Genomic DNA, 23,147 nt, shown 5'->3' on the forward strand with positions numbered 1-23,147 from the left:
CGCTCTGCATTCATCGCGGCACACGCAGATGAATGGCTGACGGCCTGTCATCTTCACGTTGACCCTCAAGATTTCCGACTGGCAGCCGAGACAACGTGGCAGAATACAAGATCATTGCAAATTGCCACTATTCATCTGGAGTACACGCGTGAGATACGCATCACAAGGACTCGTGCTGGCAGCCGCCCTGGCTGTCGGGTCCATTGCCGGCTGTGCCACCGAAACGTCCACTGCTGTTGCCGTGCAGCAGGTCGAAAGCGTCAGCCGCCCCTACAGCGGTGTGCGTGCACCGATTGCCGTGGGCAAGTTCGACAACCGTTCCAGCTACATGCGCGGCATCTTCTCCGATGGGGTCGACCGCCTCGGTGGCCAGGCCAAGACCATCCTGATCACCCACCTGCAGCAGACTAACCGCTTCAACGTACTCGACCGCGACAACATGAGCGAGATCCAGCAGGAAGCGGCAATCAAGGGCCAGGCCCAGCGCCTGAAGGGCGCCGATTTCGTGGTGACCGGCGACGTCACCGAATTCGGCCGCAAGGAAGTCGGCGACCACCAGCTGTTCGGCATTCTCGGCCGCGGCAAGACCCAGATCGCCTACGCCAAGGTGGCGCTGAACATCGTCAACATCAGCACATCGGAGGTGGTTTATTCGAGCCAGGGCGCCGGTGAATACGCCTTGTCCAATCGCGAGGTCATCGGTTTCGGCGGCACCGCCAGCTACGACTCGACGCTCAACGGCAAGGTTCTCGACCTGGCCATGCGCGAAGCCGTGAACAAGCTGGTCAACGCCGTCGAAAGCGGTCAGTGGAACCCCAAGGCTCAGTAACCGACCCATTCCAGGAAGGACGTATCAATGACTATCACCCTCCCGGCCTTGCGCAGCTGCGCGGGCCTCGTGCTGGGCGGCCTGCTGCTGGCCGGCTGCAGCGGCCCGAAGACCCTGTACCAGTGGGAAAGCTACCAGCCCCAGGTTTACGGCTACCTCAAAGGCGACGCGAAAGAAGAACAGGTCATCGCCCTGGAGCGCGACCTGGAGAAAATCAAGGCCAAGAATGGCGCCGTGCCGCCGGGCTACCACGCTCAGCTCGGCCTGCTGTACTCCAGCCTGGGCAAGGATGACCAGATGATCCAGCAGTTGCGCACCGAAAAGGCCTTGTTCCCGGAATCGGCCGCCTACATGGACTTCCTGATGAGCAACGCCAGCAAGGGAGCCGTGAAATGATCAAGCGCCTGACCCAACTACTCATCGGTGCCTGCGTGCTGGCCCTGTTCAGCGGCTGCGCCGAGCGCAAGACCATCGACTATTCGGCGTACAAGCAGAGCCGGCCGAAGTCGATCCTGATCCTGCCGCCGCTGAACAATTCGCCGGACGTAAAGGCGACCTATAGCATGCTGTCGCAGGTCACCTATCCGCTGGCCGAAGCAGGCTACTACGTCATGCCGGTGGCGCTGGTGGACGAAACCTTCCGCCAGAACGGGCTGACCACCCCGGCCGACATCCATCAGTTGCCGACCACCAAGCTGCACGAAATCTTCGGCGCCGATGCCGGCCTGTACGTGACCGTGTCGGACTACGGCACCCGCTACATGGTGCTGAGCAGCGCGACCATTGTCACCGCCAGCGCCAAGCTGGTCGACCTGAAGACCGGCACCACCCTGTGGACAGGCAGTGCCACGGCCTCCAGCCAGGAGAACCAGCAGAACCAAGGCGGCATCATTGGCATGTTGATCAGTGCGGCGGTCAACCAGATCATCAGCAGCGTGCAGGACGACGCCGGCTACCCGATTGCTGGCATGACCAGCGCCAGGCTGCTGACGCCGTATGCCAACGGCGGCATTCTATACGGGCCGCGGTCGCCTAAATACGGCACCGACTGAGTAAACCCGGCGAAAAAGCCGGGACAGGCGGCACAAAAAAGGCGACCTTCACAAGAAGGTCGCCTTTTTCACTTCCAGGCCAGGATCAAATCCCGTACTGCGCCCGGTAGGCCTCGACAGCCGGCAGGTGCTGCTTCAGCTGCGGATCGTCTGCCAGGAACTCCAGTACCTGGGTCAGCGAAACGATGCTGACCACCGGGATTCCAAAGTCGCGCTCCACTTCCTGGATCGCCGACAGCTCACCATTGCCGCGTTCTTCGCGGTTCAGTGCGATCAGCACACCAGCGGCCTTGGCCTGTTGGGCGTTGATGATCTGCATCACTTCGCGAATCGCGGTACCCGCAGTGATCACATCGTCGATGATCAGCACGTCACCGGCCAGCGGCGCGCCGACCAGGCTGCCGCCTTCACCGTGGTCCTTGGCTTCCTTGCGGTTGAAGCACCAAGGCACGTCGAGCTGATGCTGCTCGGCCAGCGCCACGGCGGTGGCCGCCGCCAGTGGAATACCCTTGTAGGCTGGGCCGAACAACACGTCGAACGGGATCTTGCTGTCGACGATGGCTGCCGCATAGCAACGGCCCAGTTGCGCAAGGGCGGAACCGCTGTTGAACAGGCCGGCATTGAAGAAATACGGGCTGGTACGCCCCGATTTCAGGGTGAATTCACCGAAGCGCAGTACGCCGCGATCGATGGCAAAACGGATGAAGTCGCGCTGATACGGCTGCATGTAAAGTCCCGGACACCACGGATTTAGCTAAATGGGTTGAGCTCGGGTATCATACACGCACGAGATTTTTGGGGCCATTTATGCGGATCATCAGTGTGAACGTGAATGGCATTCAGGCTGCGGCCGAGCGTGGATTGCTCAGCTGGCTGCAAGCCCAGAATGCCGACGTCATCTGCCTTCAGGATACCCGCGCCTCGGCCTTTGAACTCGACGACCCAGCTTTCCAGCTCGATGGCTATTTCCTTTATGCCTGCGACGCGGAGGTACCCGCCCAAGGTGGCGTGGCACTCTACTCGCGCATGCAGCCCAAGGCAGTCATCACCGGCCTGGGTTTCGAGACAGCCGACCGCTACGGGCGTTATCTGCAAGCAGATTTCGACAAAGTCAGTATTGCCAGCCTGCTGTTGCCTTCGGGCATGAACGGCGACGAAGACTTGAACCAGAAGTTCAAGTTGATGGACGACTTCGCCAAGTACCTGGACAAGCAGCGTCGCAAGCGTCGCGAATACATCTATTGCGGCTCGTTCTACGTGGCGCAGCAGAAGCTCGACATCAAGAACTGGCGTGACAGCCAGCAGTCGCCGGGCTTCCTGCCACCAGAGCGGGCGTGGATGGATGCGATCACCGGCGACATGGGCTATGTCGATGCCTTGCGTGAAGTCAGCCGTGAAGGCGACCAGTACAGCTGGTGGCCGGACAACGAGCAGGCCGAGATGCTCAACCTGGGCTACCGGTTCGACTACCAGATCCTCACCCCGGGCCTGCGCCGCTTCGTGCGCAACGCCCGACTGCCGCGTCAGCCGCGCTTCTCGCAACATGCGCCGCTGATCGTCGACTACGACTGGACGTTGACCATCTGAGAAAAGGGCCGCAAACGCGGCCCTTTTTTATTGGATCGGTCGCCAGATGAAGGGGTAGCGATACGCCTTGCCTTCATTGGCCCTGACCGCCGCCAGGATGATCAGGATGAGCACTGCCAGCATCAGCACCGGGAACAGCACGATGCCGATGGCCACGAACATCAGCGCGGTACACACGAACCCGGCAATGGTCACGTTGATCTGAAAGTTCAGCGCTTCCTTGCCCTGTGCATCGATGAAAGGGTCCTGCTCGCGCTTGAGGTGCCACAGCACCAGCGGGCCAAGCAGGTGCCCAAGCGGTATGACCAGGCCCAGCAGCGCGGAAAGGTGGCAGAACATCGCCCATTGCCGGACTTCGGCATTGGGCGGGGTGACCGACAGTTCGGAATCGCTCATGCTCCGCACCTCCTTGGCGAGGATCAGTCGGCCAGCGCGGCCTGCTGCAGTTCGAAGATTTCGTTCATGCCCTTTTGCGCCAGCGCCAGCATGGCGTTGAAGTCTGCAGGCTGGAACGGTGCACCTTCGGCGGTGCCCTGTACTTCGATGAAACCACCGGCGCTGGTCATGACCACGTTGAGGTCGGTTTCTGCAGCGGAATCTTCCAGGTAGTCCAGGTCAAGTACCGCTTCGCCCTGGTACATACCCACCGATACGGCGGCGATCATGTGCTTGAGCGGGTTGCCGGCCTTCAGGCCGCCGCGTTTCTTGATCACGGCCAGGGCGTCGCAGAGGGCGACCATGGCGCCAGTGATCGATGCGGTGCGGGTGCCGCCATCGGCCTGGATCACGTCGCAGTCGATGTACAGGGTGATGTCACCGAGTTTGCTCATGTCCAGTGCGGCACGCAGCGAACGGCCGATCAGACGCTGGATTTCCAGGGTGCGGCCACCTTGCTTGCCACGGCTGGCTTCGCGCTGGTTACGCTCGCCGGTGGAACGCGGCAGCATGCCGTACTCGGCGGTCAGCCAGCCTTGGCCCTGGCCTTTGAGGAAGCGCGGTACGCCGTTTTCGACGCTGACCGTGCAGATGACCTTGGTGTCACCGAACTCGACCAGTACCGACCCTTCGGCGTGCTTGGTGTAGTTGCGGGTGATGCGGATCGAGCGGAGCTGATCGGCGGCGCGACCACTTGGACGTTTCATCTGGGATACCTGTACTGGGACTTTGAATCTGCCCGCCATTATAGAGCCCGTCGCCCACCGAGGACATGCCTATTGTCGCGCCCCGGGCAGCCTGTCGACTTTTCCCACTCGCCGGCACGCGCTCTGTAACATGGGTGGATTGGGCGTCACGTGCGCACTGCGCTACAATCGCGCGCCTTCAATTCATTTACGCGAGGTACTTTCCATGGTGCACAGCATGACCGCTTTTGCTCGTGTCGAGCGTGCAGGCAGCCAAGGCACCCTGGTCTGGGAACTGCGCTCGGTCAACCACCGTTACCTTGAACCTCACCTGCGCCTGCCGGACGCCCTGCGCGACCTGGAAGGCGCGGTACGTGAAGGCCTGCGCCAGGGCCTGTCGCGCGGCAAGGTGGAATGTACCCTGCGCCTGCACGAAGACAGCGACGGCAAGCCGCTCAAGGTCGACCGCGAGCGCGCTGCGCAGCTGGTTGCCGCCGCTGAAGAAGTGGCCAGCCTGATCCAGCAACCGGCCGCGCTCAACCCGCTGGAAGTGCTGTCCTGGCCGGGCGTGCTGGTGGCCGAAGCCACTGACCCGCAGGCCCTGAACGCCGAGGCCGTGGCGCTGTTCGACGAGGCCCTGGCCGAACTCAAGGCCGGGCGCTTGCGCGAAGGCCAGGAGCTGGCCCGGCTGATCAACGAGCGCCTGGACAACATGGCCACCGAGGTCACCACCCTGCGTGCCCTGGTGCCGCAGATGCTCGCCGCCCAGCGGCAAAAGATCATCGACCGTTTCAGTGACCTCAGGGCCGAGCTTGACCCGCAGCGCCTGGAGCAGGAGATGGTATTGCTGGCGCAGAAGAGCGACGTCGCCGAGGAACTCGACCGCCTCAGCACCCACGTCAACGAAGTGCGCCGGGTGCTCAAGTCCGGCGGTGCTGCTGGCCGGCGCCTGGACTTCCTGATGCAGGAACTCAACCGTGAAGCCAACACCCTGGGCTCCAAGGCCTTCGACCCACGCAGCACGCAAGCGGCGGTCAACCTGAAGGTGCTGATCGAACAGATGCGTGAACAAGTACAGAACATCGAGTAAGGCCTCCCCCGACCATGAATCAAAGCAGCGGCACCCTCTATATCGTTTCGGCACCGTCCGGCGCCGGCAAGACCAGTCTGGTCACCGCCCTGATCAAGGCCGACCCGCGCGTCAGCGTCTCGGTATCGCACACTACCCGCGCCATGCGCCCGGGCGAAGAGCACGGCGTGAACTACCACTTCGTCAGCCATGACGAGTTCAAGGCGCTGATCGCCAAGGGAGACTTCCTTGAGCACGCCGAAGTGTTCGGCAACTTCTACGGGACTTCCCGCAGCGCGCTTCAGGAGGTGCTGGACCGGGGCAATGACCTGATCCTGGAAATCGACTGGCAAGGTGCCCAGCAGGTGCGCAAGTTGATGCCCGAGGCACGTTCGGTGTTCATCCTGCCGCCGAGCCAGCAGGCCCTGCGCGAGCGCCTGGATGGCCGTGGCCAGGACAGCGAAGCGATCATCGCCGGGCGCATGAAGGAAGCGGTCAGCGAGATGGTGCACTACGACGAGTACGAGTACGTCATCATCAATGACGACTTCGATGTGGCACTGGAGGAGTTGAAGGCGGTGTTCGTGGCCAACCGGCTGCTGCTGAAGAAACAGCAGCAGGGCAACAGCGAACTGCTGAAAGAACTGCTCGCCTGATAGACCGAAGGGGGCTGCTTTGCAGCCCTTTCGCGACACAAGGCCGCTCCTACAAGGGATCGCGTCAATATGGACTGATGCGATCTCCTGTAGGAGCGGCCTTGTGTCGCGAAAGGGGCGCAAAGCGCCCCCAGCATTAGTCCTGCAGTGGCAAGGTGGCCTGCTGGCGCAGGGTCGCCCCCAGGAAGTAGGCCGGCGCACGCATCCGCGAAATCATCATCAGCACGATCCCCAGTGCCGAAATGATCGCCGCAATCACGAACACCAACCCCAGCCCCGCCACATGCGAGCCGCTGCCGAAGTCCGGCGAGGCGCTGTCGATGGCCGTGCGCACGAAGATCACCGACAGGATCACCCCACCCACCAGCGGGCACAGGCCGCGCATGAAGAAGTGGCGCAGGCTGCCGAACAAGCTGTCGCGGAAGTACCAGACGCAGGCGAACGCGGTCAGCGAATAGTAGAAGCAGATCATCATCCCCAGCGCCGTGATGGTGTCAGCCAGCACGTTCTCGCTCAGGGTACGCATGGTCACGTAGAACAGCCCTGCCGCCACGCCTGCGCAGATGGTCGCGTAACGCGGGGTTTGCGAACGCGGGCAGACGCTGGCGAATTTCTGCGGCACCGCGCCGTAGTAGCCCATGGCCAATAGCGTGCGCGCCGGTGACACAAACGTCGATTGCAGCGACGCTGCGGTGCTCGCCAGCACGGCGATCGACATCAGGATCGCCAGCGGCCCCATCACCGGGCCGGCGAGGTGGGCAAACACATTTTCCTGGATGCGCGGGTTGTTCAGGCCCAGGCCATGCTCGCTGATGCCGGCAAACTGCAAGGTGGCAATGGCGGTGACCAAGTACAGGCCAAGGATCAACAACACGGTCCAGGTGGCAGCCTTGCCCGGAACCTCGTCACTGCCGATCGACTCTTCGCTGACGGTCAGACAGACGTCCCAGCCCCAGAAAATGAAGATCGAAAGCGAAAGCCCCGCCGCAAAGGCCGAGAACGACTCGACACCGAAGGGGTTGAACCAGGCGAAATCGAACTCCAGCGGCGGCGGTGCGGTGGTGCCGCCAAAGGCCGCGAAGGCAAAGCCGAGCAGTACCATCAGCTGCAGTGCCACCAACCCGTACTGCACGGTCATGGTGGTGGCCATGCCGCGACAACAGATCCATACCGCCATGGCGATGAACACGCAACAGGTGGTCACATTGATCAACAGGTTGTCGGCCAACGCCGCCAGCTCATGCTGGCCGGTGATCTGGCTGAGGAACAGATAGAAGAAGTCGACAGCAACGCCCGCCAGGTTGGACAGCACGATGGTTGTGGCAACCACCAACCCCCAGCCACCGATCCAGCCGATCATCGGGCCAAAGGCACGGGCCGACCAGGTGAACGAAGTGCCACTGTCCGGCTCGGCCGAGTTCAGCTCGCGGTAGCCCAGGGCAACCAGCAGCATCGGCAAGAAGCCAACGATGAACACGGCGGGAAGATGAGCGCCGACCTCACGTACGGTCGGGCCAAGGGCGCCGGTCAGCGTGTAGACCGGGGCAATGGTGGAAATGCCCAGCACCACGCTGGCCAGCAGGCCAAGACGGCCCTTGGCCAGGCCTTTGCTGCGCTGGGTGCTGCCCGAGTCGGCCACATCGGGTGGGCGGCCGGCTTCTGTGTAATTGCTCATGAGTTTTTGCCGTAACTATTGGAATTGTTTTCACAAGCCCTGTTCCCAGGGCCTACTTCCACTCATTGAAAGCGCGCTGGCGGGGGTCAGTCATCCCGGACTTTTGGCTGACTGGCTGTCAGGCCTCCCGTGCAGCATGGGCAATGCAGGCCTCGCGGAACGCCTGGAACAGGCTCCGGGAGACCGGGTTGTCGGCGAAACGCCATTCCGGGTGCCACTGCACGCCAAGCACAAAGCCCGGCGCGTCAGGCATCGACACCGCTTCGATCAGGCCATCGGGGGCCCGTGCCTCGACCCGCAGGCCCGGGGCCAGGCGGTCGATACCTTGGCTGTGCAACGAGTTGACCTCGAACTGCGCAGCCAGGCCCAGGCGCTCGAACAACCCGCCAGGCGCAATGCTGACGGGATGACCAGGGCCATATTGGACTTCAAGAGGTGCATCCTCGGGTTCACGATGATCCATGTAGCCAGGCAACGCCTGCACTCGCTGATGCAGGCTGCCGCCCAGGGCCACGTTCAGTTCCTGGAAGCCACGGCAGATGCAGAACACCGGCACACCAGCGGCAATCGCCGCCTGCAGCAACGGCAGGGTCAGCCGGTCACGGGCAAGGTCGTGCCGGGTCCCTTCGACGCTGGCGGCGCCATTGTAATGATGCGGCTCGATATTTGAAGGCGAGCCCGTAAAAACAATGCCGTCGAGCCGGGCCAGCAGCGCCTGCGTGTCGCTGCCGCCGTCGCGCGCCGGCAGGATCAGTGGCAACCCGGCGAAGCCGGCGGCCTCCACATACTTGTCGCCCACCGTATGCGACGAGTTCTTCCCGACCTGCTGGCGGCAGGCACTGATACCGATCAAGGGGACCGCAATTGCGCTCATGGGCTTACACCGTGTGCAGGTACCAGTTGTACTCGAGGTCGGAAATCGAAACTTCGAATTCGGCCAGCTCACTTTCCTTGCAGGCCACGAAGATATCGATGTAGTCCGGGCTGATGTATTGGTTGAGGACTTCGCTGTCATCCAGCGCACGCAGGGCGTCACGCAGGTTGTTCGGCAGGCTCTGCTCCAGCTGTTCGTAGGAGTTGCCTTCGATTGGTGCACCCGGCTCGATCTTGCTGGTCAAGCCATGGTGGATACCGGCCAGGATGGCCGCCAGCATCAGGTATGGGTTGGCATCGGCGCCGGCCACGCGGTGCTCGATACGAACGTTCTCGCTGCTGTCGGTCGGTACGCGCACGGCCACGGTGCGGTTGTCCAGGCCCCAGCTCGGCGCGTTCGGTACATAGAACTGCGCACCGAAGCGGCGGTAGGAGTTGATGTTCGGGCACAGGAAGGCCATCGACGCCGGCATGGTCTCCAGCACACCACCGATGGCGTGGCGCAGGGCGTCGCTTTGCAGCGGGTCGTCATGGGCAAAGATATTCTTGCCGGTTTTCTTGTCCAGCAGCGAGATGTGCACGTGCAGGCCGTTGCCCGCCTGGCCCGGGTAGGGCTTGGCCATGAACGTGGTGTCCATTTCATGGTCGTAGGCGACGTTCTTGATCAAGCGCTTGAGCAGGATCGCGTAGTCGCAGGCCTTCATCGGGTCGGCAACGTGGTGCAGGTTGACTTCGAACTGCGCCGGCGCGCTTTCCTTGACGATGGCATCGGCTGGCAGGCCTTGCTCCTTGGCCGCTTCGAGCATGTCCTGCAGGCAATCGGCGTATTCGTCGAGGTCGTCGATCAGGTACACCTGGGTCGACTGTGGGCGTTTGCCGGAAATCGGCGAGCGTGGCGGTTGCGGGCGACCGTTGAGGTTGTCCTGATCGATCAGGTAGAACTCCAGCTCGAACGCGGCGCAGATATCCAGGCCCATGGCGTCGAACTTGCTCACCACCTGGCGCAGCACCTCGCGCGGGTCGGCAAAGAACGGCTCGCCTTCCAGCTCGTGCATGGTCATCAGCAGCTGCGCGGTCGGGCGCTTTTGCCATGGCTCATTACAGAGCGTGCCGGCAATCGGGTAACAGATGCGGTCGGCGTCGCCGATATCGAGGCCCAGGCCGGTGCTTTCCACGGTCGAGCCATTGATATCGAGGGCAAACAACGAGGCCGGCAGGTTGATACCTTTCTCGTACACTTTGTGCAGGCTGGCGCGCTCGATGCGCTTGCCGCGTACCACGCCGTTCATGTCGGAAATCAGCAGATCGACGTACTGCGTATCCGGATGGGCCTGGAGGAAGTCATTCATCTCGCTGGAAGTACTGGCGCACGGGGTGACCGACGTCATGGCTTACATCCTATGATTTGCTGCGGCGATGTGGGGATACGGCTGGCGCCTCAAGGGCGACGATGGTTGCAGCTGTTGTTCTTTTCACTTTCCCATCGTGGGGATTGGTTACCCGACCGGGCGCATTGATTCCCGGGGGCCGTTTCACTATAAAATGGCCCTCATGCAACAGACATTGGCAATTCGGCAAGCAGAGCGTGCACCAATGCAATATCAGATTACCCACGCCGACCTTTCTCTGGTCCTGGCACTGGAACGCGGGCGCTCACTGGCCAAGGCCGCCGAACTGCTCAAGGTCGACGTGTCGACCGTGTTCCGCTCGATTCGCCGGCTGGAGTCGGCGCTGGGCACCGCGCTGTTCGTGAAAAGCCGCAAAGGCTACCTGCCGACCGACACGGCCCAGGCCCTGGCAGAGCAGGCAGAGCGCGCCGAGCAGGCGCTGGATGCCGCACGCATCGCCATGACCAGCGGCGAGCAAGTGGTCAGCGGCACCGTGCGCCTGACCTGCACCGAGGCGGTGATGCACAGCCTGCTGCTGCCGGCGCTGGCAGCGTTCATGCCGAACTACCCGGCGTTGTCGCTGGAGATGGGCACCTCGAATACCTTCGCCAACCTCAGCCGCCGCGATGCCGACATCGCCCTGCGCCTGACCAACACGCCGCCGGAGCACCTGGTCGGTCGTTGCCTGGGCTCCACATCTTATGTGATCTGCGGTCAGCCGCAGTGGCGCGAGCGCTTGAACGAGTCGGCCAGCAGCGTGCCGTGGATCGCCCCGGACGACTCGATGCAGGATCACCCTACCGTGGTCTGGCGCAACCAGCAGTACCCGGGGCTGAGCCCACGCTACCAGTGCAGCGGCATGTCGACCATCGCCCAGCTGGTGAGCACCGGACTGGGCGTGGCGGCCCTGCCGGACTATATGGTCGATGCCTTGCCCGGGGTCGACGCGTTGAGCGGGCCTCTGCCAGGCTGCGATACCCAGCTGTGGCTGCTGACCCGGCCGGATTGCCGGGCGTTGCGCTCGGTGCAGACCTTGTTCGAGGAGCTGACGCCGCGGTTGCGGGATGCGATGCTCTGAGGTTATCGTCAGGATCATATGTTCAGGCTGTCTGTTCCGGCCCTTTCGCGGGCAAGCCCGCTCCCACGGGGTGCGCGACGCTGGTGAGCAACGCATCATTCCTGTGGGAGCGGGCTTGCCCGCGAAGAAGCAGACGCCGGGCTCGAAGGTGCCCACCCGACAAAACAGCGCTTCCCTATTGGCTGGTGATTTTTTAAACTATCGAGTCAGCCTGCCCATATTGGGCTGCACGCCTACCGCATTTGCTACTGAGGAAGACCATGGCCCGCGTAACTGTTGAAGACTGCCTGGAACACGTGGATAACCGTTTTGAGCTGGTCATGCTCTCGACCAAGCGCGCCCGTCAGCTGGCTACCGGCGGCAAAGAGCCCCGCGTAGCGTGGGAAAACGACAAGCCGACCGTGGTCGCCCTGCGCGAAATCGCCGAAGGTATCGTGACCCCTGAGTTCATCGCCGCCGAAGAGATCGTTACCGAGGATCCGGTCTTCGCCGCGTTCGAGGACGAGTCCAACGAGGCTGTCTGATCGATGCCCTGTCGACGTCGCGCGGCACAAGGCCCTCTTCCTCGGCAAGAGGTGAAACCATGCCGGGCATAGAAGCCTTAGCCGAACGGCTGTCGACTTACCTGGGGCCCGAACAGGTCAACCTGGTTCGGCGCGCCTATTTCTACGCCGAACAGGCACACGACGGGCAGCGCCGCCGCAGCGGCGAGCCCTACGTGACCCATCCGCTGGCCGTGGCCAGCATCCTCGCCGACATGCACATGGACCATCAGAGCCTGATGGCGGCCATGCTGCACGACGTGATCGAAGACACCGGCATCGCCAAGGAAGCTCTCTGCCAGCAGTTTGGCGAGACCGTGGCCGAGCTGGTCGACGGGGTCAGCAAGCTGACCCAGATGAACTTCGAAACCAAGGCCGAGGCGCAGGCCGAGAACTTCCAGAAGATGGCCATGGCCATGGCCCGCGATATCCGCGTGATCCTGGTCAAGCTGGCTGACCGCCTGCACAACATGCGCACCCTGGAAGTGCTGTCTGGCGAAAAACGCCGGCGCATCGCCAAGGAAACCCTCGAGATCTACGCCCCCATCGCCAACCGCCTGGGCATGCACACCGTGCGCGTGGAGTTCGAGGACCTCGGCTTCAAAGCCATGCACCCGATGCGTTCGTCGCTGATCCACCGGGCGGTGAAGAGCGCACGCGGCAACCGTAAAGAGATCGTCGCCAAGATCGAGCATTCGTTGGCCAATTGCCTGGCCGCCGACGGGATCGAGGGCGAGGTCAGCGGACGGCAGAAACACCTCTATGGCATCTACAAGAAGATGCGTGGCAAGCGCCGCGCCTTCAACGAGATCATGGACGTGTACGCTTTCCGCATCATCGTCGACAAGGTCGACACCTGCTACCGCGTGCTCGGCGCCGTGCACAACCTGTACAAGCCGCTGCCCGGTCGCTTCAAGGATTACATCGCAATTCCCAAGGCCAACGGCTACCAGTCGTTGCACACCACGCTGTTCGGCATGCACGGCGTGCCCATCGAAATCCAGATCCGCACCCGCGAGATGGAAGAGATGGCCAACAACGGTATCGCCGCGCACTGGCTGTACAAGTCCAACGAAGACGAGCAGCCCAAGGGCAGCCATGCCCGGGCCCGCCAGTGGGTCAAGGGCATCCTCGAGCTGCAGCAGCGTGCTGGCAACTCGCTGGAATTCATCGAGAGCGTGAAGATCGACCTGTTCCCGGACGAGGTCTACGTGTTCACGCCCAAAGGGCGGATCATGGAGCTGCCCAAAGGCTCCACCGCCGTCGATTTCGCCTACGCGGTGCACACCGACGTCGGCAACAGCTGCATCGCCTGTCGCATCAACCGACGCCTGGCACCGCTGTCCGAACCGCTGCAGAGCGGCTCGACGGTCGAGATCGTCAGCGCCCCGGGCGCACGGCCAAACCCGGCCTGGCTCAATTTCGTGGTCACCGGCAAGGCGCGCACGCACATTCGCCATGCCCTCAAGCAGCAGCGCCGCTCCGAGTCGATCAGCCTCGGTGAGCGCCTGCTGAACAAGGTGCTGACCGGCTTCGACAGCAGCCTCGAGCAGATCCCCCAGGAGCGTATCCAGGCAATCCTTGCCGAATATCGCCTGGAGCTGATCGAAGACCTGCTCGAAGACATCGGCCTGGGCAACCGCATGGCCTACGTGGTCGCCCGCCGCCTGCTGTCGGCCGAAGGCGAACAGCTGCCGGCGCCGGAAGGCCCGCTGGCGATCCGCGGCACCGAAGGCCTGGTACTGAGCTACGCCAAGTGCTGCACGCCGATCCCGGGCGACCCGATCGTTGGCCACTTGTCGGCGGGCAAAGGCATGGTCGTGCACCTGGAAAACTGCCGCAACATCAGCGAAATTCGCCACAACCCCGAGAAGTGCGTACAGCTTTCGTGGGCCAAGGACATCGCAGGCGAGTTCAACGTCGAGCTGCGTGTCGAGCTTGAACACCAGCGCGGCCTGATCGCCCTGCTGGCCAGCAGCGTCAACGCTGCCGACGGCAACATCGAGAAGATCAGCATGGACGAACGCGACGGCCGTATCAGCGTGGTCCAACTGGTGGTCAGCGTGCACGACCGTGTGCACCTGGCACGTGTGATCAAGAAGCTGCGTACCTTGACCGGCGTGGTCCGCATCACCCGCATGCGTACGTAGTCCGCCAACCGCAAGGAGTCATCATGAGCAAGACCGTAATCAACAGCGACAAGGCCCCTGCCGCTATCGGCACCTACTCCCAGGCGATCAAGACCGGCAACACCGTCTACATGTCGGGCCAGATCCCGCTGGACCCTAAGACCATGGAACTGGTCGAAGGCTTCGAAGCCCAGACAGTACAGGTGTTCGAGAACCTCAAGGCCGTGGCTGAAGCGGCAGGCGGCTCGTTCAAGGACATCGTCAAGCTGAACATCTTCCTGACCGACCTGAGCCACTTCGCCAAGGTCAACGAGGTGATGGGCCGCTACTTCGAACAGCCCTACCCAGCCCGCGCTGCCATCGGCGTTGCGGCACTGCCAAAAGGCGCCCAGGTCGAAATGGACGCCATCCTGGTCATCGAATGATGCCCCTGGTGACGGGCGCCCTGCCCGTCACCCCTCCTCTGCAAGGTTATCCCGTCATGCGTCACGCACTGCCTCTCGCGCTGGCAGCCCTGCTTCTGGGCGGCTGCGCCAGCCACAAACCCGAAGATTTCAACGGCACCTGGATCAACCAGGCCGCCATCAAGGCCGCCAGCAAAGGCGGTAGCCTGCGCCAGGCCCTGAACGAGCACGGCCCGGTGTTCGAATGGAAACTCGATGTCGCCCACCAGCAGGCCAGCTACAGCAATGGTTTCGAGGCGGCCGATGGCCAGCTGATCGCCAACCAGAAGCAATGGCAGGCCAGCTTCCAGGGCGGCCAGACCGAACAGCTCGAACTGGATGGCGATGAGCTGAAAGCCACCACGCAGAGCGGTGCAGAGCAGACCTTCGTGCGCGCCGAGCAGCCCGGCAATGCGCCTCTGGGCGGCAGCTTCGAGAAGGCGCTGTACCAGGCTTACCTCGGTGGCGACTGGAAGATCATCGAAGGCCAGGGCAAGGGCGCCACTGTCCGCTTCAGCGATACTGGCAACGTCACCGGCCTGCCAGGCCCGGACCGTTTCGCCCTGTGCCTGGCCGGCGACTGCGCCAGCATGGGTGGCAACAACGACAGCCTGTGGCTGGAGCGCAACCAGCGCGGCGCACCTTTCATCTTCAAGCGTGACGGCAACAAGCTGGCAATTTACCAGGCGGTGAACACTGCCCAGGCCGACGAGATTCCGCAGTTGGCGGCCGGTGCTCAGCAGTGGGTGCTGGAGCGCGACTGAAACGCCACTCCTGTAGGAGCGGCCTTGTGTCGCGAAAGGGCTGCGAAGCGGCCCCAGGATCTCAGCTTCGCCGCATAGAATGTTGGGGCCGCTGCGCGGCCCTTTCGCGACACAAGGCCGCTCCTACACGAACCGCGCCAGGCCTCTAGATTTCAGCGTTTGCCTGCCAGTATGGCGGCATAGCCCTCCTTGTAGCTCGGATACTCCGGCGCCCAGCCCAGCGCCCGCACCCGGGCATTGCTGCAACGCTTGCTGCCGGTACGGCGCACCCGCTGCTCATCAGACCACTCGGTAACCCCCATGTACCCCCGCAGCCAGGCCACCACATCAGCCAGCGGAGCCGGGTCGTCGTCGACACCGATGTAGCACTCCTCCAGCACCACGCCATCGGCATCGGCCTGCAGCAGGAACGCCATCAGGCTCGCCGCATCCTCGGCATGAATCCGGTTGCCATACAGCGGCGGCTCCTCCGCCACCCGATAGCCCTGGCGCACCTGGCTCAGCAGCCACTCGCGACCCGGGCCATAGATGCCGGTCAGGCGAATAACACTGGCAGGAATGCCGCTTGCCAGCGCCAGCCCTTCGGCCTCCAGCATTACCTTCCCGGAATAACCTTCAGGTTCGGTGGGCGCGGTTTCGTCGATCCATCCACCGTCCTTTTGCGCAAACACGCTGCTGCTGGAGACGAACAGCAAACGCCGCGGGCGCTGGCCGCGCTCGGCCAACCACGCCAGCACATGGCGCAAACCATCGACATAGGCGCTTTGGTAACCCGCCTCGTCATGCTGGCTGGCGGCGACGCAGTACACCAGGTAATCCGGTGAGCGCTGTGGCCATGCCTGTGGGATCGCAGGGTCGGACAGGTCAGCAGCAATGGCCGCAACGCCCTCGGGCAGCTGCGCGACCGAGCGGCGCAAACCACTGACTTGCCAGCCTTTGGCCAGCAGCTGGCGGGCCAAACGGCCACCTACATCACCACATCCCACGATAATTGCGGAAAGGCCTGACATCATAAAACTCCCTAGACCAAAGGATCAGGCTAGCCGTATTACACGATAGGCGGCTAGACCGCGGGTGAAAAAAGCAACAAGATTACTTTTGTTAACAAGAATTACTTGCAATAATGGCAGCCCTATCTGTTCTCGGCCTATATCGAGGCCCTGGAGAACGCTCACTTTCTTCTTCATCAGGTCCGGCCAGCATGACACGTATTCAACTTTCCGCTTCGCCAACCCCGTCGCGCGCCTGGCGCGCCATCGCCGCGCTGCTGTTCAGCCTGGTGCTGGCCCCGGTAGCCATGGCCGATGAGCCTGCCGCCAACGCCGCCGCCCCGGCCGCTGCCACCGCGCCAGCCACCCCGGCACCCGCTGCTGCAGAAGGCCAGGCCACCACCCCGGTCGCAGCACCTGCTTCCGCCGACCCGGCCGTGCAGGAACTGGTTGAAGACACCTCGCTGGGCATGGCCCATGACTTGTCCCCATGGGGCATGTACAAGAACGCAGATATCGTCGTCAAAGCCGTCATGATCGGCTTGGCCATCGCTTCGATCATCACCTGGACCATCTGGATCGCCAAGGGCTTCGAGTTGATGGGCGCCAAGCGCCGCCTGCGTGGCGAGATCGCCGCCCTGAAGAAGTCGGTGAGCCTGAAAGAAGCCAGCACCGTCGCCAACACTGAAGGTACCCTGGCCCATACCCTGGTCCACGATGCCCTCGAAGAGATGCGCCTGTCGGCCAATGCCCGCGAGAAAGAAGGCATCAAGGAGCGCGTCAGCTTCCGCCTGGAGCGCCTGGTAGCTGCCAGCGGCCGCACCATGAGCAGCGGCACCGGCGTACTCGCCACCATCGGCTCCACCGCGCCGTTCGTTGGGCTGTTCGGTACCGTGTGGGGCATCATGAACAGCTTCATCGGCATCGCCAAGACCCAGACCACCAACCTGGCCGTCGTCGCCCCAGGCATCGCCGAGGCTCTGCTGGCCACCGCACTGGGCCTGGTTGCAGCGATCCCGGCCGTGGTCATCTACAACGTCTTCGCCCGCTCCATCGCCGGCTACAAGGCGCAGGTGTCTGACGCCTCCGCCCAGGTACTGTTGCTGGTCAGCCGTGACCTGGACCATCAGGGCAGCGACCGCGCCGCCCCGCACATGGTGAAAGTGGGGTAAACCATGGGCCTGCATCTCAACGAAGGTGGCGACGACCTCGCCGAAAACCACGAAATCAACGTTACGCCGTTCATCGACGTGATGCTGGTGCTGCTGATCATCTTCATGGTCGCGGCCCCATTGGCCACGGTCGACATCAAGGTCGACCTGCCGGCCTCGACCGCCAAGCCGGCACCGAGGCCTGAAAAGCCCGTGTTCGTCAGCGTCAAGGCCGACCAGAAGCTGTATGTCGGCGACGATCAGGTCCCTGCCCCGGAACAGCTTGGCCCGATGCTCGACGCCAAGACCAAGGGCGACAAGGAAACCACCATCTTCTTCCAGGCCGACAAAGGCGTGGATTACGGTGACCTGATGGAAGTGATGAACAACATGCGCGCGGCCGGCTACCTCAAGGTCGGTCTGGTAGGTCTCGAGACGGCAGCCAAGAAATGACGAAAACGCGCTCAAACGTGGCGCGCTACGGTGGCAGCCTGGCAATCGTGCTGGGTGTGCATGCGGTCGCCGTGCTGCTGACGCTCAACTGGTCAGTACCCCAGGCCATCGAGCTGCCGCCGGCAGCCATGATGGTCGAGCTGGCACCACTGCCCGAACCCGCGCCGCCGCCACCACCGAAAGCCGCCCCACAGCCGCCGGCGCCGGTCGAAGAACCGCCGCTGCCAAAGTTGGTAGAGGCACCGAAACCGAAGATCGCCATCGCCAAGCCGCCCAAGCCGAAGCCCAAGCCTCAGCCACCGAAGCCTGAGAAGAAGCCTGAGCCGCCAAAAGATGAGCCACCGGCCAAAGAACAGGTAGCTGACACACCGCCAAGCAACACGCCGCCGCAGAAGTCGGCGGCACCGGCGCCAAGCATCGCCGCCAACAGCCAGGCGCTGCCAACCTGGCAGAGCGACCTGCTGCGCCACCTGGCGAAGTACAAGCGCTACCCGGAAGACGCACGCCGCCGAGGCCTGCAAGGCATCAACCGCCTGCGCTTCGTGGTCGACGCCGAAGGTAAGGTGGTGTCCTACTCCATGGCAGGCGGCTCCGGCAGCGCGGCCCTGGACCGGGCAACCCTGGAAATGATCCGCCGCGCCGGTACGGTACCGAAGCCGCCAGCCGAGCTGCTGACCAATGGCACGATCGAAGTCGTGGCACCGTTCGTCTACTCGCTGGACCGTCGCTGATAGTTTTGTTTCTGTCACAAATCGGCAAGTCTGATAACGTGCGTCTATCGATTGCAGCCGCTATGCTGGGGCCGCAACTTCATGGACGCACGTTATGACCCTCACAGAATTACGCTACATCGTCACGCTCGCCCAGGAGCAGCACTTCGGCCATGCTGCCGAGCGCTGCCACGTCAGCCAGCCGACCCTGTCGGTCGGCGTGAAAAAACTTGAGGACGAGCTTGGCGTGCTGATCTTCGAGCGCAGCAAAAGTGCGGTGCGCCTGACCCCGGTCGGCGAAAGCATCGTGGCCCAGGCGCAGAAGGTACTGGAGCAGGCCCAGGGCATTCGCGAGCTGGCCCAGGCCGGCAAGAACCAGCTGACCGCCCCGCTCAAGGTCGGCGCCATCTATACCGTTGGCCCGTACCTGTTCCCGCACCTGATTCCACAGCTGCACCGGGTTGCACCGCAGATGCCGCTGTACATCGAAGAAAACTTCACCCACGTGCTGCGCGAGAAGCTGCGCAACGGCGAACTGGACGCGGTGATCATTGCCCTGCCGTTCAACGAAGCGGACGTGTTGACCCTGCCATTGTACGACGAGCCGTTCTGTGCCTTGATGCCAGCCGACCACCCCTGGACGGCGAAAAAGACCATCGACACTGCAATGCTCAACGACAAGAGCCTGCTGCTGCTCGGCGAGGGCCACTGCTTCCGCGATCAGGTGCTGGAAGCCTGCCCGACACTGAACAAAGGTGGCGAAGGCTCCAAGCACACCACGGTCGAGTCCAGCTCGCTGGAAACCATCCGCCACATGGTCGCTTCCGGCCTGGGGGTGTCCATCCTGCCGCTGTCGGCCGTACATAGCCATCATTATGCGCCCGGCGTCATCGAAGTGCGTCCGCTCACCCCGCCTGCGCCATTCCGTACCGTCGCCATCGCCTGGCGCGCCAGCTTCCCGCGGCCGAAGGCGATCGAGATCCTTGCCGACTCGATCCGCCTCTGCTCGGTGGCCAAGCCGCCTGTGGAACAACCGGCCTGATCCATGACTGAGCTGTCGAAGGTTTCGGTCACCGCGCTCAAGGGCGTAGGCGATGCCATGGCGGAGAAGCTCGCCAAGGTCGGCCTGGAGAACCTGCAGGATGTGCTGTTTCACCTGCCCCTGCGCTATCAGGACCGTACCCGTGTGGTGCCGATCGGCCAGTTGCGCCCGGGCCAGGATGCGGTGATCGAGGGTGTGGTCAGCGGTGCCGACGTGACCATGGGCAAGCGTCGCAGCCTGGTGGTGCGCCTGGGTGACGGCACAGGCGTGTTGAGCCTGCGCTTCTACCACTTCAGCAATGCGCAGAAGGAAGGCCTCAAGCGCGGCACCCACCTGCGCTGCTACGGCGAAGCCCGCCCCGGCGCCTCGGGCCTGGAGATCTACCACCCCGAGTACCGTGCACTGAATGGCGACGAGCCGCCACCACCGGTCGAACAGACCCTGACGCCGATTTACCCGTCCACCGAAGGCCTTACCCAACAGCGCCTGCGCGCGCTCTGCCAACAGAGCCTGGGCATGCTCGGGCCGCGCAGCCTGCCCGACTGGCTGCCCGACGAGCTGGCCCGCGACTACCACCTGGCACCGCTGGACGATGCCATCCGCTACCTGCACAACCCGCCAGCCGACGCCGACCTCGACGAGCTCGCCGAAGGCCAGCACTGGGCCCAGCACCGCCTGGCCTTCGAAGAGCTGCTGACCCACCAGCTGTCACAACAGCGCCTGCGCGAGAGCCTGCGCAGCTTGCGTGCGCCGGTACTGCCCAAGGCCAGGCGCCTGCAAGCGCAGTACCTGGCCAATCTCGGTTTCCAGCCGACCGGGGCACAGCAACGGGTGGCCAACGAAATCGCCTATGACCTCAGCCAGCACGAACCCATGATGCGCCTGGTGCAGGGCGACGTCGGCGCCGGCAAGACGGTGGTCGCCGCCCTTGCCGCACTGCAGGCCCTGGAAGCTGGTTACCAGGTGGCGCTGATGGCGCCTACCGAGATCCTTGCCGAGCAGCATTACATCACCTTCAAGCGCTGGCTCGAGCCTCTGGGTATCGAAGTCGCCTGGCTGGCCGGCAAGCTCAAGGGCAAGGCCCGCGCCAGCGCCCTTGAACAGATCGCCGGCGGCGCGCCAATGGTGGTCGGCACCCACGCGCTGTTCCAGGAAGAGGTTCGTTTCAAGCACCTGGCCTTGGCAATCATCGACGAACAGCACCGCTTCGGCGTGCAGCAACGTCTGGCCCTGCGCAAGAAAGGTGTGGCCGGCGAGCTGTGCCCGCACCAGCTGATCATGACTGCCACGCCGATCCCGCGCACCCTGGCCATGAGCGCCTATGCCGACCTCGATACCTCGGTACTCGACGAACTGCCACCAGGGCGCACGCCGGTAAATACCGTACTGGTCGCCGACAGCCGTCGCTTCGAAGTGGTCGAGCGGGTCCGCGCCGCCTGCGCCGAGGGGCGCCAGGCCTACTGGGTGTGCACGCTGATCGAGGAATCCGAAGAGCTGACCTGCCAGGCGGCCGAAAGCACTTTTGAAGAGCTTGGCAGTGCACTCGGCGAATTGCGCGTAGGCCTGATCCATGGCCGCATGAAACCGGCAGAAAAGGCCGAGGTCATGGCCGAGTTCAAGCAAGGCAACCTGCAACTGCTGGTCGCCACCACGGTGATCGAGGTCGGCGTAGACGTGCCCAACGCCAGCCTGATGATCATCGAAAACCCCGAGCGCCTGGGCCTGGCCCAGTTGCACCAGCTGCGTGGCCGGGTTGGCCGTGGCAGCGCGGTGAGCCACTGCGTGCTGCTGTATCACCCGCCGCTGTCGCAGATTGGCCGCGAACGCCTGGGGATCATGCGGGAAACCAATGATGGCTTCATCATCGCCGAGAAAGACCTGGAATTGCGCGGGCCGGGCGAAATGCTCGGCACACGGCAAACCGGCCTGCTGCAGTTCAAGGTCGCCGACCTTATGCGCGACGCCGACTTGCTGCCGGCGGTGCGTGATGCGGCCCAGGCGTTGCTGGCGCGCTGGCCCGACCATGTCAGCCCGCTGCTAGACCGCTGGCTGCGCCACGGTCAACAATATGGGCAGGTGTGACGCCCGTCCCAGAATGGATCCAGCTTTGCCAACAGGCTGGTTATACTTCGCGTTTAAGAGAACGAATGGATACAGACCATGACTGAAGTTGCCCTGGACACTGCAACCCCGCACGCACCGTCTGTAATCCGGCTGTTGCTCGAAAAGCTGCACGTTGCCTTTGAAGAGGTGGCGGAACATCCAGCGCTGCCCGCCGCGTCTCGGGTGCAGGCGATCCTGCTCGATGACGAGATTGGCGCCCTGCTGGTGCTGTTCCCGCAGAGCAAGCTCCTGGACCTCAACCGCCTTGAAGAGCTGACCGGTCGCAAGCTCAAGGCCGTGCCGTTGCCACGCCTGAGGCAGATGCTCGACAAGCACAAGCTCAAGGCCCTGCCGGCCATTCCGGCCCTGACCAGCTCGCCTTGCCTGTACGAAGGCAAACTGCTTGACGCCGAACACCTGTTCATCCAGTCCGGCGAAGCCGGCCTGCTGCTCAAGATTCACCGTAATGACTTCAAGCGCATGCTCGCCAAGGCCAGCGCCGGCAGTTTCGGCCAGCCCGTGCGCGACATCCGCCCCAACCTCGATCGCCCGGATGACGATTCCAGGGAAATCACCCTGGCGGTCCAGGCCTTCACGGCCCGGCGCATCCAGAAGCGCCTGGAAGAAACCATCGAGATCCCGCCACTGGCCGATACGGCGCAAAAGATCATCAAGCTGCGGGTCGACCCCGATGCCAGCATCGATGACATCACTGGCGTGGTCGAAACCGACCCGGCGCTGGCCGCCCAGGTGGTCAGCTGGGCCGCTTCGCCCTACTACGCCTCACCCGGCAAGATCCGTTCGGTGGAAGACGCCATCGTCCGCGTCCTGGGCTTCGACCTGGTCATCAACCTGGCACTCGGCCTGGCGCTGGGCAAAACCCTGAGCCTGCCCAAGGACCATCCGCAGCAGGCCACGCCGTACTGGCAGCAGTCGATCTACACCGCGGCCATCATCGAAGGCCTGACCCGCGCCATGCCACGTGCCGAGCGTCCGGAGGCTGGCCTGACCTACCTGGCGGGGCTGCTGCACAATTTCGGCTACCTGCTGCTGGCGCACGTGTTCCCGCCGCATTTCTCGCTGATCTGCCGCCACCTCGAGGTCAACCCGCACCTGTGCCACACCTACGTGGAACAACACCTGCTGGGCATCAGCCGCGAGCAGATCGGCGCTTGGCTGATGAAGCTGTGGGACATGCCCGAAGAGCTGTCGACCGCGCTGCGTTTCCAGCATGATCCGACGTATGACGGCGAGTTTTCGGCTTACCCGAACCTGGTGTGCCTGGCGACCCGACTGCTGCGCTCGCGGGGCATCGGCTCGGGGCCTCAGGAGCAGATTCCCGAGGAACTGCTGGAGCGCCTGGGGATCACCCGGGACAAGGCGGAAGAAGTGGTGAACAAGGTGCTCGAGGCCGAGGCCTTGTTGCGGGATCTGGCGTCGCAGCTCAACGCCCCGCATTGAGAACATTGGGGCCGCAGAGCGGCCCCCGACGA

The 23,147-nt window shown here is 63.3% G+C and carries 24 protein-coding genes; 17 read left to right on the top strand and 7 right to left on the bottom strand.

Annotated elements, in window-relative coordinates; genetic code table 11:
• The first annotated feature begins 148 nt into the window (after positions 1 to 148).
• Genes ACTORR_RS13360 through ACTORR_RS13370 form a run of 3 tightly spaced genes read left to right on the top strand, consistent with a single transcriptional unit; the run spans position 149 to position 1,881 of the window.
• Positions 149 to 829, top strand: a complete 681-nt coding sequence (locus ACTORR_RS13360; RefSeq protein ID WP_099815007.1) for a CsgG/HfaB family protein — start codon at positions 149 to 151, stop codon at positions 827 to 829.
• Between the two features lie 27 nt (positions 830 to 856).
• Positions 857 to 1,225: a DUF4810 domain-containing protein gene (locus ACTORR_RS13365; RefSeq protein WP_099815006.1), complete on the top strand. Its 369-nt coding sequence runs from the start codon at positions 857 to 859 to the stop codon at positions 1,223 to 1,225.
• The gene (locus ACTORR_RS13370) at positions 1,222 to 1,881 is read left to right on the top strand and encodes a DUF799 domain-containing protein (RefSeq protein ID WP_054886769.1); all 660 of its coding nucleotides are present in this window, start codon (positions 1,222 to 1,224) and stop codon (positions 1,879 to 1,881) included. Before ACTORR_RS13365 ends, ACTORR_RS13370 begins: the two co-directional genes overlap by 4 nt.
• 85 nt (positions 1,882 to 1,966) lie before the next feature.
• On the opposite strand, the gene pyrE is transcribed toward ACTORR_RS13370, so the two are convergent.
• On the bottom strand, positions 1,967 to 2,608 hold the full coding sequence (gene pyrE / locus ACTORR_RS13375; protein WP_054886770.1) for an orotate phosphoribosyltransferase: 642 nt from the start codon (positions 2,606 to 2,608) through the stop codon (positions 1,967 to 1,969).
• 80 nt (positions 2,609 to 2,688) lie between these two features.
• Here pyrE and ACTORR_RS13380 point away from each other — a divergent pair, with 80 nt between their 5' ends.
• Positions 2,689 to 3,468 carry an exodeoxyribonuclease III gene (locus ACTORR_RS13380; RefSeq protein WP_008091582.1) on the top strand — a complete coding sequence of 260 codons (780 nt, stop codon included), beginning with the start codon at positions 2,689 to 2,691 and terminating at the stop codon, positions 3,466 to 3,468.
• 27 nt (positions 3,469 to 3,495) lie between these two features.
• Here ACTORR_RS13380 and ACTORR_RS13385 read toward each other — a convergent pair whose 3' ends face one another.
• Positions 3,496 to 3,864, bottom strand: coding sequence for a DUF4870 domain-containing protein (locus ACTORR_RS13385; RefSeq protein ID WP_054886771.1), 369 nt, complete (start codon positions 3,862 to 3,864; stop codon positions 3,496 to 3,498).
• Between the two features lie 23 nt (positions 3,865 to 3,887).
• Entirely contained in the window at positions 3,888 to 4,610 is a 723-nt protein-coding gene (rph, locus tag ACTORR_RS13390) for a ribonuclease PH (protein WP_082433665.1), read from the bottom strand.
• A 205-nt stretch (positions 4,611 to 4,815) separates the two neighbouring features.
• Between rph and ACTORR_RS13395 the strand changes: the two genes are divergently transcribed.
• Both ACTORR_RS13395 and gmk read left to right on the top strand, forming a co-directional pair.
• The gene (locus tag ACTORR_RS13395; protein ID WP_313365266.1) at positions 4,816 to 5,679 is read left to right on the top strand and encodes a YicC/YloC family endoribonuclease; all 864 of its coding nucleotides are present in this window, start codon (positions 4,816 to 4,818) and stop codon (positions 5,677 to 5,679) included.
• 14 nt (positions 5,680 to 5,693) lie between these two features.
• Positions 5,694 to 6,314 (top strand): guanylate kinase, encoded by a 621-nt coding sequence (gene gmk / locus ACTORR_RS13400; protein ID WP_054884735.1) that lies wholly within the window; start codon positions 5,694 to 5,696, stop codon positions 6,312 to 6,314.
• 136 nt (positions 6,315 to 6,450) lie between these two features.
• On the opposite strand, the gene ACTORR_RS13405 is transcribed toward gmk, so the two are convergent.
• From ACTORR_RS13405 to ACTORR_RS13415, 3 genes are all read right to left on the bottom strand, one after another.
• The gene (locus tag ACTORR_RS13405; protein WP_054884736.1) at positions 6,451 to 7,989 is read right to left on the bottom strand and encodes an APC family permease; all 1,539 of its coding nucleotides are present in this window, start codon (positions 7,987 to 7,989) and stop codon (positions 6,451 to 6,453) included.
• A gap of 118 nt (positions 7,990 to 8,107) precedes the next feature.
• A complete protein-coding gene (locus tag ACTORR_RS13410) occupies positions 8,108 to 8,863 on the bottom strand; it encodes a gamma-glutamyl-gamma-aminobutyrate hydrolase family protein (protein ID WP_054884737.1) in 756 nt (251 codons plus the stop codon).
• 4 nt (positions 8,864 to 8,867) lie between these two features.
• Positions 8,868 to 10,250 (bottom strand): glutamine synthetase family protein, encoded by a 1,383-nt coding sequence (locus ACTORR_RS13415; RefSeq protein WP_054884738.1) that lies wholly within the window; start codon positions 10,248 to 10,250, stop codon positions 8,868 to 8,870.
• A gap of 205 nt (positions 10,251 to 10,455) precedes the next feature.
• Here ACTORR_RS13415 and ACTORR_RS13420 point away from each other — a divergent pair, with 205 nt between their 5' ends.
• The 5 genes from ACTORR_RS13420 (at position 10,456) to ACTORR_RS13440 (ending at position 15,206) form a co-directional block, all read left to right on the top strand.
• Positions 10,456 to 11,328, top strand: a complete 873-nt coding sequence (locus tag ACTORR_RS13420) for a LysR family transcriptional regulator (RefSeq protein WP_176508497.1) — start codon at positions 10,456 to 10,458, stop codon at positions 11,326 to 11,328.
• A gap of 260 nt (positions 11,329 to 11,588) precedes the next feature.
• Positions 11,589 to 11,852, top strand: coding sequence for a DNA-directed RNA polymerase subunit omega (rpoZ, locus tag ACTORR_RS13425; protein ID WP_016394025.1), 264 nt, complete (start codon positions 11,589 to 11,591; stop codon positions 11,850 to 11,852).
• A 59-nt stretch (positions 11,853 to 11,911) separates the two neighbouring features.
• On the top strand, positions 11,912 to 14,020 hold the full coding sequence (spoT, locus tag ACTORR_RS13430) for a bifunctional GTP diphosphokinase/guanosine-3',5'-bis pyrophosphate 3'-pyrophosphohydrolase (RefSeq protein WP_054884740.1): 2,109 nt from the start codon (positions 11,912 to 11,914) through the stop codon (positions 14,018 to 14,020).
• A 23-nt stretch (positions 14,021 to 14,043) separates the two neighbouring features.
• A complete protein-coding gene (locus tag ACTORR_RS13435; RefSeq protein WP_313366007.1) occupies positions 14,044 to 14,424 on the top strand; it encodes a RidA family protein in 381 nt (126 codons plus the stop codon).
• Positions 14,425 to 14,480: 56 nt separating this feature from the next.
• Positions 14,481 to 15,206: a hypothetical protein gene (locus ACTORR_RS13440; protein WP_099815019.1), complete on the top strand. Its 726-nt coding sequence runs from the start codon at positions 14,481 to 14,483 to the stop codon at positions 15,204 to 15,206.
• Between the two features lie 152 nt (positions 15,207 to 15,358).
• Here the strand turns inward: ACTORR_RS13440 and ACTORR_RS13445 are convergent, their stop codons facing one another.
• Positions 15,359 to 16,216: an SDR family oxidoreductase gene (locus tag ACTORR_RS13445; RefSeq protein ID WP_212632752.1), complete on the bottom strand. Its 858-nt coding sequence runs from the start codon at positions 16,214 to 16,216 to the stop codon at positions 15,359 to 15,361.
• Positions 16,217 to 16,407: 191 nt separating this feature from the next.
• Here ACTORR_RS13445 and exbB point away from each other — a divergent pair, with 191 nt between their 5' ends.
• The 6 genes from exbB (at position 16,408) to ACTORR_RS13475 (ending at position 23,115) form a co-directional block, all read left to right on the top strand.
• A complete protein-coding gene (gene exbB / locus ACTORR_RS13450) occupies positions 16,408 to 17,367 on the top strand; it encodes a tonB-system energizer ExbB (RefSeq protein WP_054884742.1) in 960 nt (319 codons plus the stop codon).
• A gap of 3 nt (positions 17,368 to 17,370) precedes the next feature.
• A complete protein-coding gene (gene exbD / locus ACTORR_RS13455) occupies positions 17,371 to 17,799 on the top strand; it encodes a TonB system transport protein ExbD (RefSeq protein WP_054884743.1) in 429 nt (142 codons plus the stop codon).
• A complete protein-coding gene (locus ACTORR_RS13460) occupies positions 17,796 to 18,530 on the top strand; it encodes an energy transducer TonB (RefSeq protein ID WP_054884744.1) in 735 nt (244 codons plus the stop codon). The genes exbD and ACTORR_RS13460 overlap by 4 nt, the downstream gene beginning before the upstream one ends.
• A 94-nt stretch (positions 18,531 to 18,624) precedes the next feature.
• Complete coding sequence (locus tag ACTORR_RS13465; protein ID WP_054884745.1) at positions 18,625 to 19,551, top strand: hydrogen peroxide-inducible genes activator; 927 nt, start codon at positions 18,625 to 18,627, stop codon at positions 19,549 to 19,551.
• Positions 19,552 to 19,554: 3 nt separating this feature from the next.
• A complete protein-coding gene (gene recG / locus ACTORR_RS13470) occupies positions 19,555 to 21,633 on the top strand; it encodes an ATP-dependent DNA helicase RecG (protein ID WP_054884746.1) in 2,079 nt (692 codons plus the stop codon).
• 78 nt (positions 21,634 to 21,711) lie between these two features.
• A complete protein-coding gene (locus tag ACTORR_RS13475; RefSeq protein ID WP_313365056.1) occupies positions 21,712 to 23,115 on the top strand; it encodes an aminoacyl-tRNA deacylase and HDOD domain-containing protein in 1,404 nt (467 codons plus the stop codon).
• The last annotated feature ends 32 nt before the right edge of the window (positions 23,116 to 23,147 follow it).

Origin of the sequence: Pseudomonas sp. SAR267, from assembly GCF_052077595.1 — a bacterium.
Lineage (GTDB): Bacteria > Pseudomonadota > Gammaproteobacteria > Pseudomonadales > Pseudomonadaceae > Aquipseudomonas > Aquipseudomonas vlassakiae.

What these genes read in the sequence shown, in the direction of transcription:
- rph (WP_082433665.1), bottom strand. Translation starts at nt 4,610, where the DNA reads ATGAAACGTCCAAGTGGTCGCGCCGCCGATCAGCTCCGCTCGATCCGC.
- ACTORR_RS13440 (WP_099815019.1), top strand. Translation starts at nt 14,481, where the DNA reads ATGCGTCACGCACTGCCTCTCGCGCTGGCAGCCCTGCTTCTGGGCGGC.
- pyrE (WP_054886770.1), bottom strand. Translation starts at nt 2,608, where the DNA reads ATGCAGCCGTATCAGCGCGACTTCATCCGTTTTGCCATCGATCGCGGC.
- ACTORR_RS13410 (WP_054884737.1), bottom strand. Translation starts at nt 8,863, where the DNA reads ATGAGCGCAATTGCGGTCCCCTTGATCGGTATCAGTGCCTGCCGCCAG.
- exbD (WP_054884743.1), top strand. Translation starts at nt 17,371, where the DNA reads ATGGGCCTGCATCTCAACGAAGGTGGCGACGACCTCGCCGAAAACCAC.
- recG (WP_054884746.1), top strand. Translation starts at nt 19,555, where the DNA reads ATGACTGAGCTGTCGAAGGTTTCGGTCACCGCGCTCAAGGGCGTAGGC.
- ACTORR_RS13405 (WP_054884736.1), bottom strand. Translation starts at nt 7,989, where the DNA reads ATGAGCAATTACACAGAAGCCGGCCGCCCACCCGATGTGGCCGACTCG.
- exbB (WP_054884742.1), top strand. Translation starts at nt 16,408, where the DNA reads ATGACACGTATTCAACTTTCCGCTTCGCCAACCCCGTCGCGCGCCTGG.
- ACTORR_RS13365 (WP_099815006.1), top strand. Translation starts at nt 857, where the DNA reads ATGACTATCACCCTCCCGGCCTTGCGCAGCTGCGCGGGCCTCGTGCTG.
- gmk (WP_054884735.1), top strand. Translation starts at nt 5,694, where the DNA reads ATGAATCAAAGCAGCGGCACCCTCTATATCGTTTCGGCACCGTCCGGC.
- ACTORR_RS13475 (WP_313365056.1), top strand. Translation starts at nt 21,712, where the DNA reads ATGACTGAAGTTGCCCTGGACACTGCAACCCCGCACGCACCGTCTGTA.
- ACTORR_RS13385 (WP_054886771.1), bottom strand. Translation starts at nt 3,864, where the DNA reads ATGAGCGATTCCGAACTGTCGGTCACCCCGCCCAATGCCGAAGTCCGG.
- ACTORR_RS13420 (WP_176508497.1), top strand. Translation starts at nt 10,456, where the DNA reads ATGCAATATCAGATTACCCACGCCGACCTTTCTCTGGTCCTGGCACTG.
- ACTORR_RS13370 (WP_054886769.1), top strand. Translation starts at nt 1,222, where the DNA reads ATGATCAAGCGCCTGACCCAACTACTCATCGGTGCCTGCGTGCTGGCC.
- ACTORR_RS13395 (WP_313365266.1), top strand. Translation starts at nt 4,816, where the DNA reads ATGGTGCACAGCATGACCGCTTTTGCTCGTGTCGAGCGTGCAGGCAGC.
- rpoZ (WP_016394025.1), top strand. Translation starts at nt 11,589, where the DNA reads ATGGCCCGCGTAACTGTTGAAGACTGCCTGGAACACGTGGATAACCGT.
- spoT (WP_054884740.1), top strand. Translation starts at nt 11,912, where the DNA reads ATGCCGGGCATAGAAGCCTTAGCCGAACGGCTGTCGACTTACCTGGGG.
- ACTORR_RS13415 (WP_054884738.1), bottom strand. Translation starts at nt 10,250, where the DNA reads ATGACGTCGGTCACCCCGTGCGCCAGTACTTCCAGCGAGATGAATGAC.
- ACTORR_RS13435 (WP_313366007.1), top strand. Translation starts at nt 14,044, where the DNA reads ATGAGCAAGACCGTAATCAACAGCGACAAGGCCCCTGCCGCTATCGGC.
- ACTORR_RS13445 (WP_212632752.1), bottom strand. Translation starts at nt 16,216, where the DNA reads ATGTCAGGCCTTTCCGCAATTATCGTGGGATGTGGTGATGTAGGTGGC.
- ACTORR_RS13465 (WP_054884745.1), top strand. Translation starts at nt 18,625, where the DNA reads ATGACCCTCACAGAATTACGCTACATCGTCACGCTCGCCCAGGAGCAG.
- ACTORR_RS13460 (WP_054884744.1), top strand. Translation starts at nt 17,796, where the DNA reads ATGACGAAAACGCGCTCAAACGTGGCGCGCTACGGTGGCAGCCTGGCA.
- ACTORR_RS13380 (WP_008091582.1), top strand. Translation starts at nt 2,689, where the DNA reads ATGCGGATCATCAGTGTGAACGTGAATGGCATTCAGGCTGCGGCCGAG.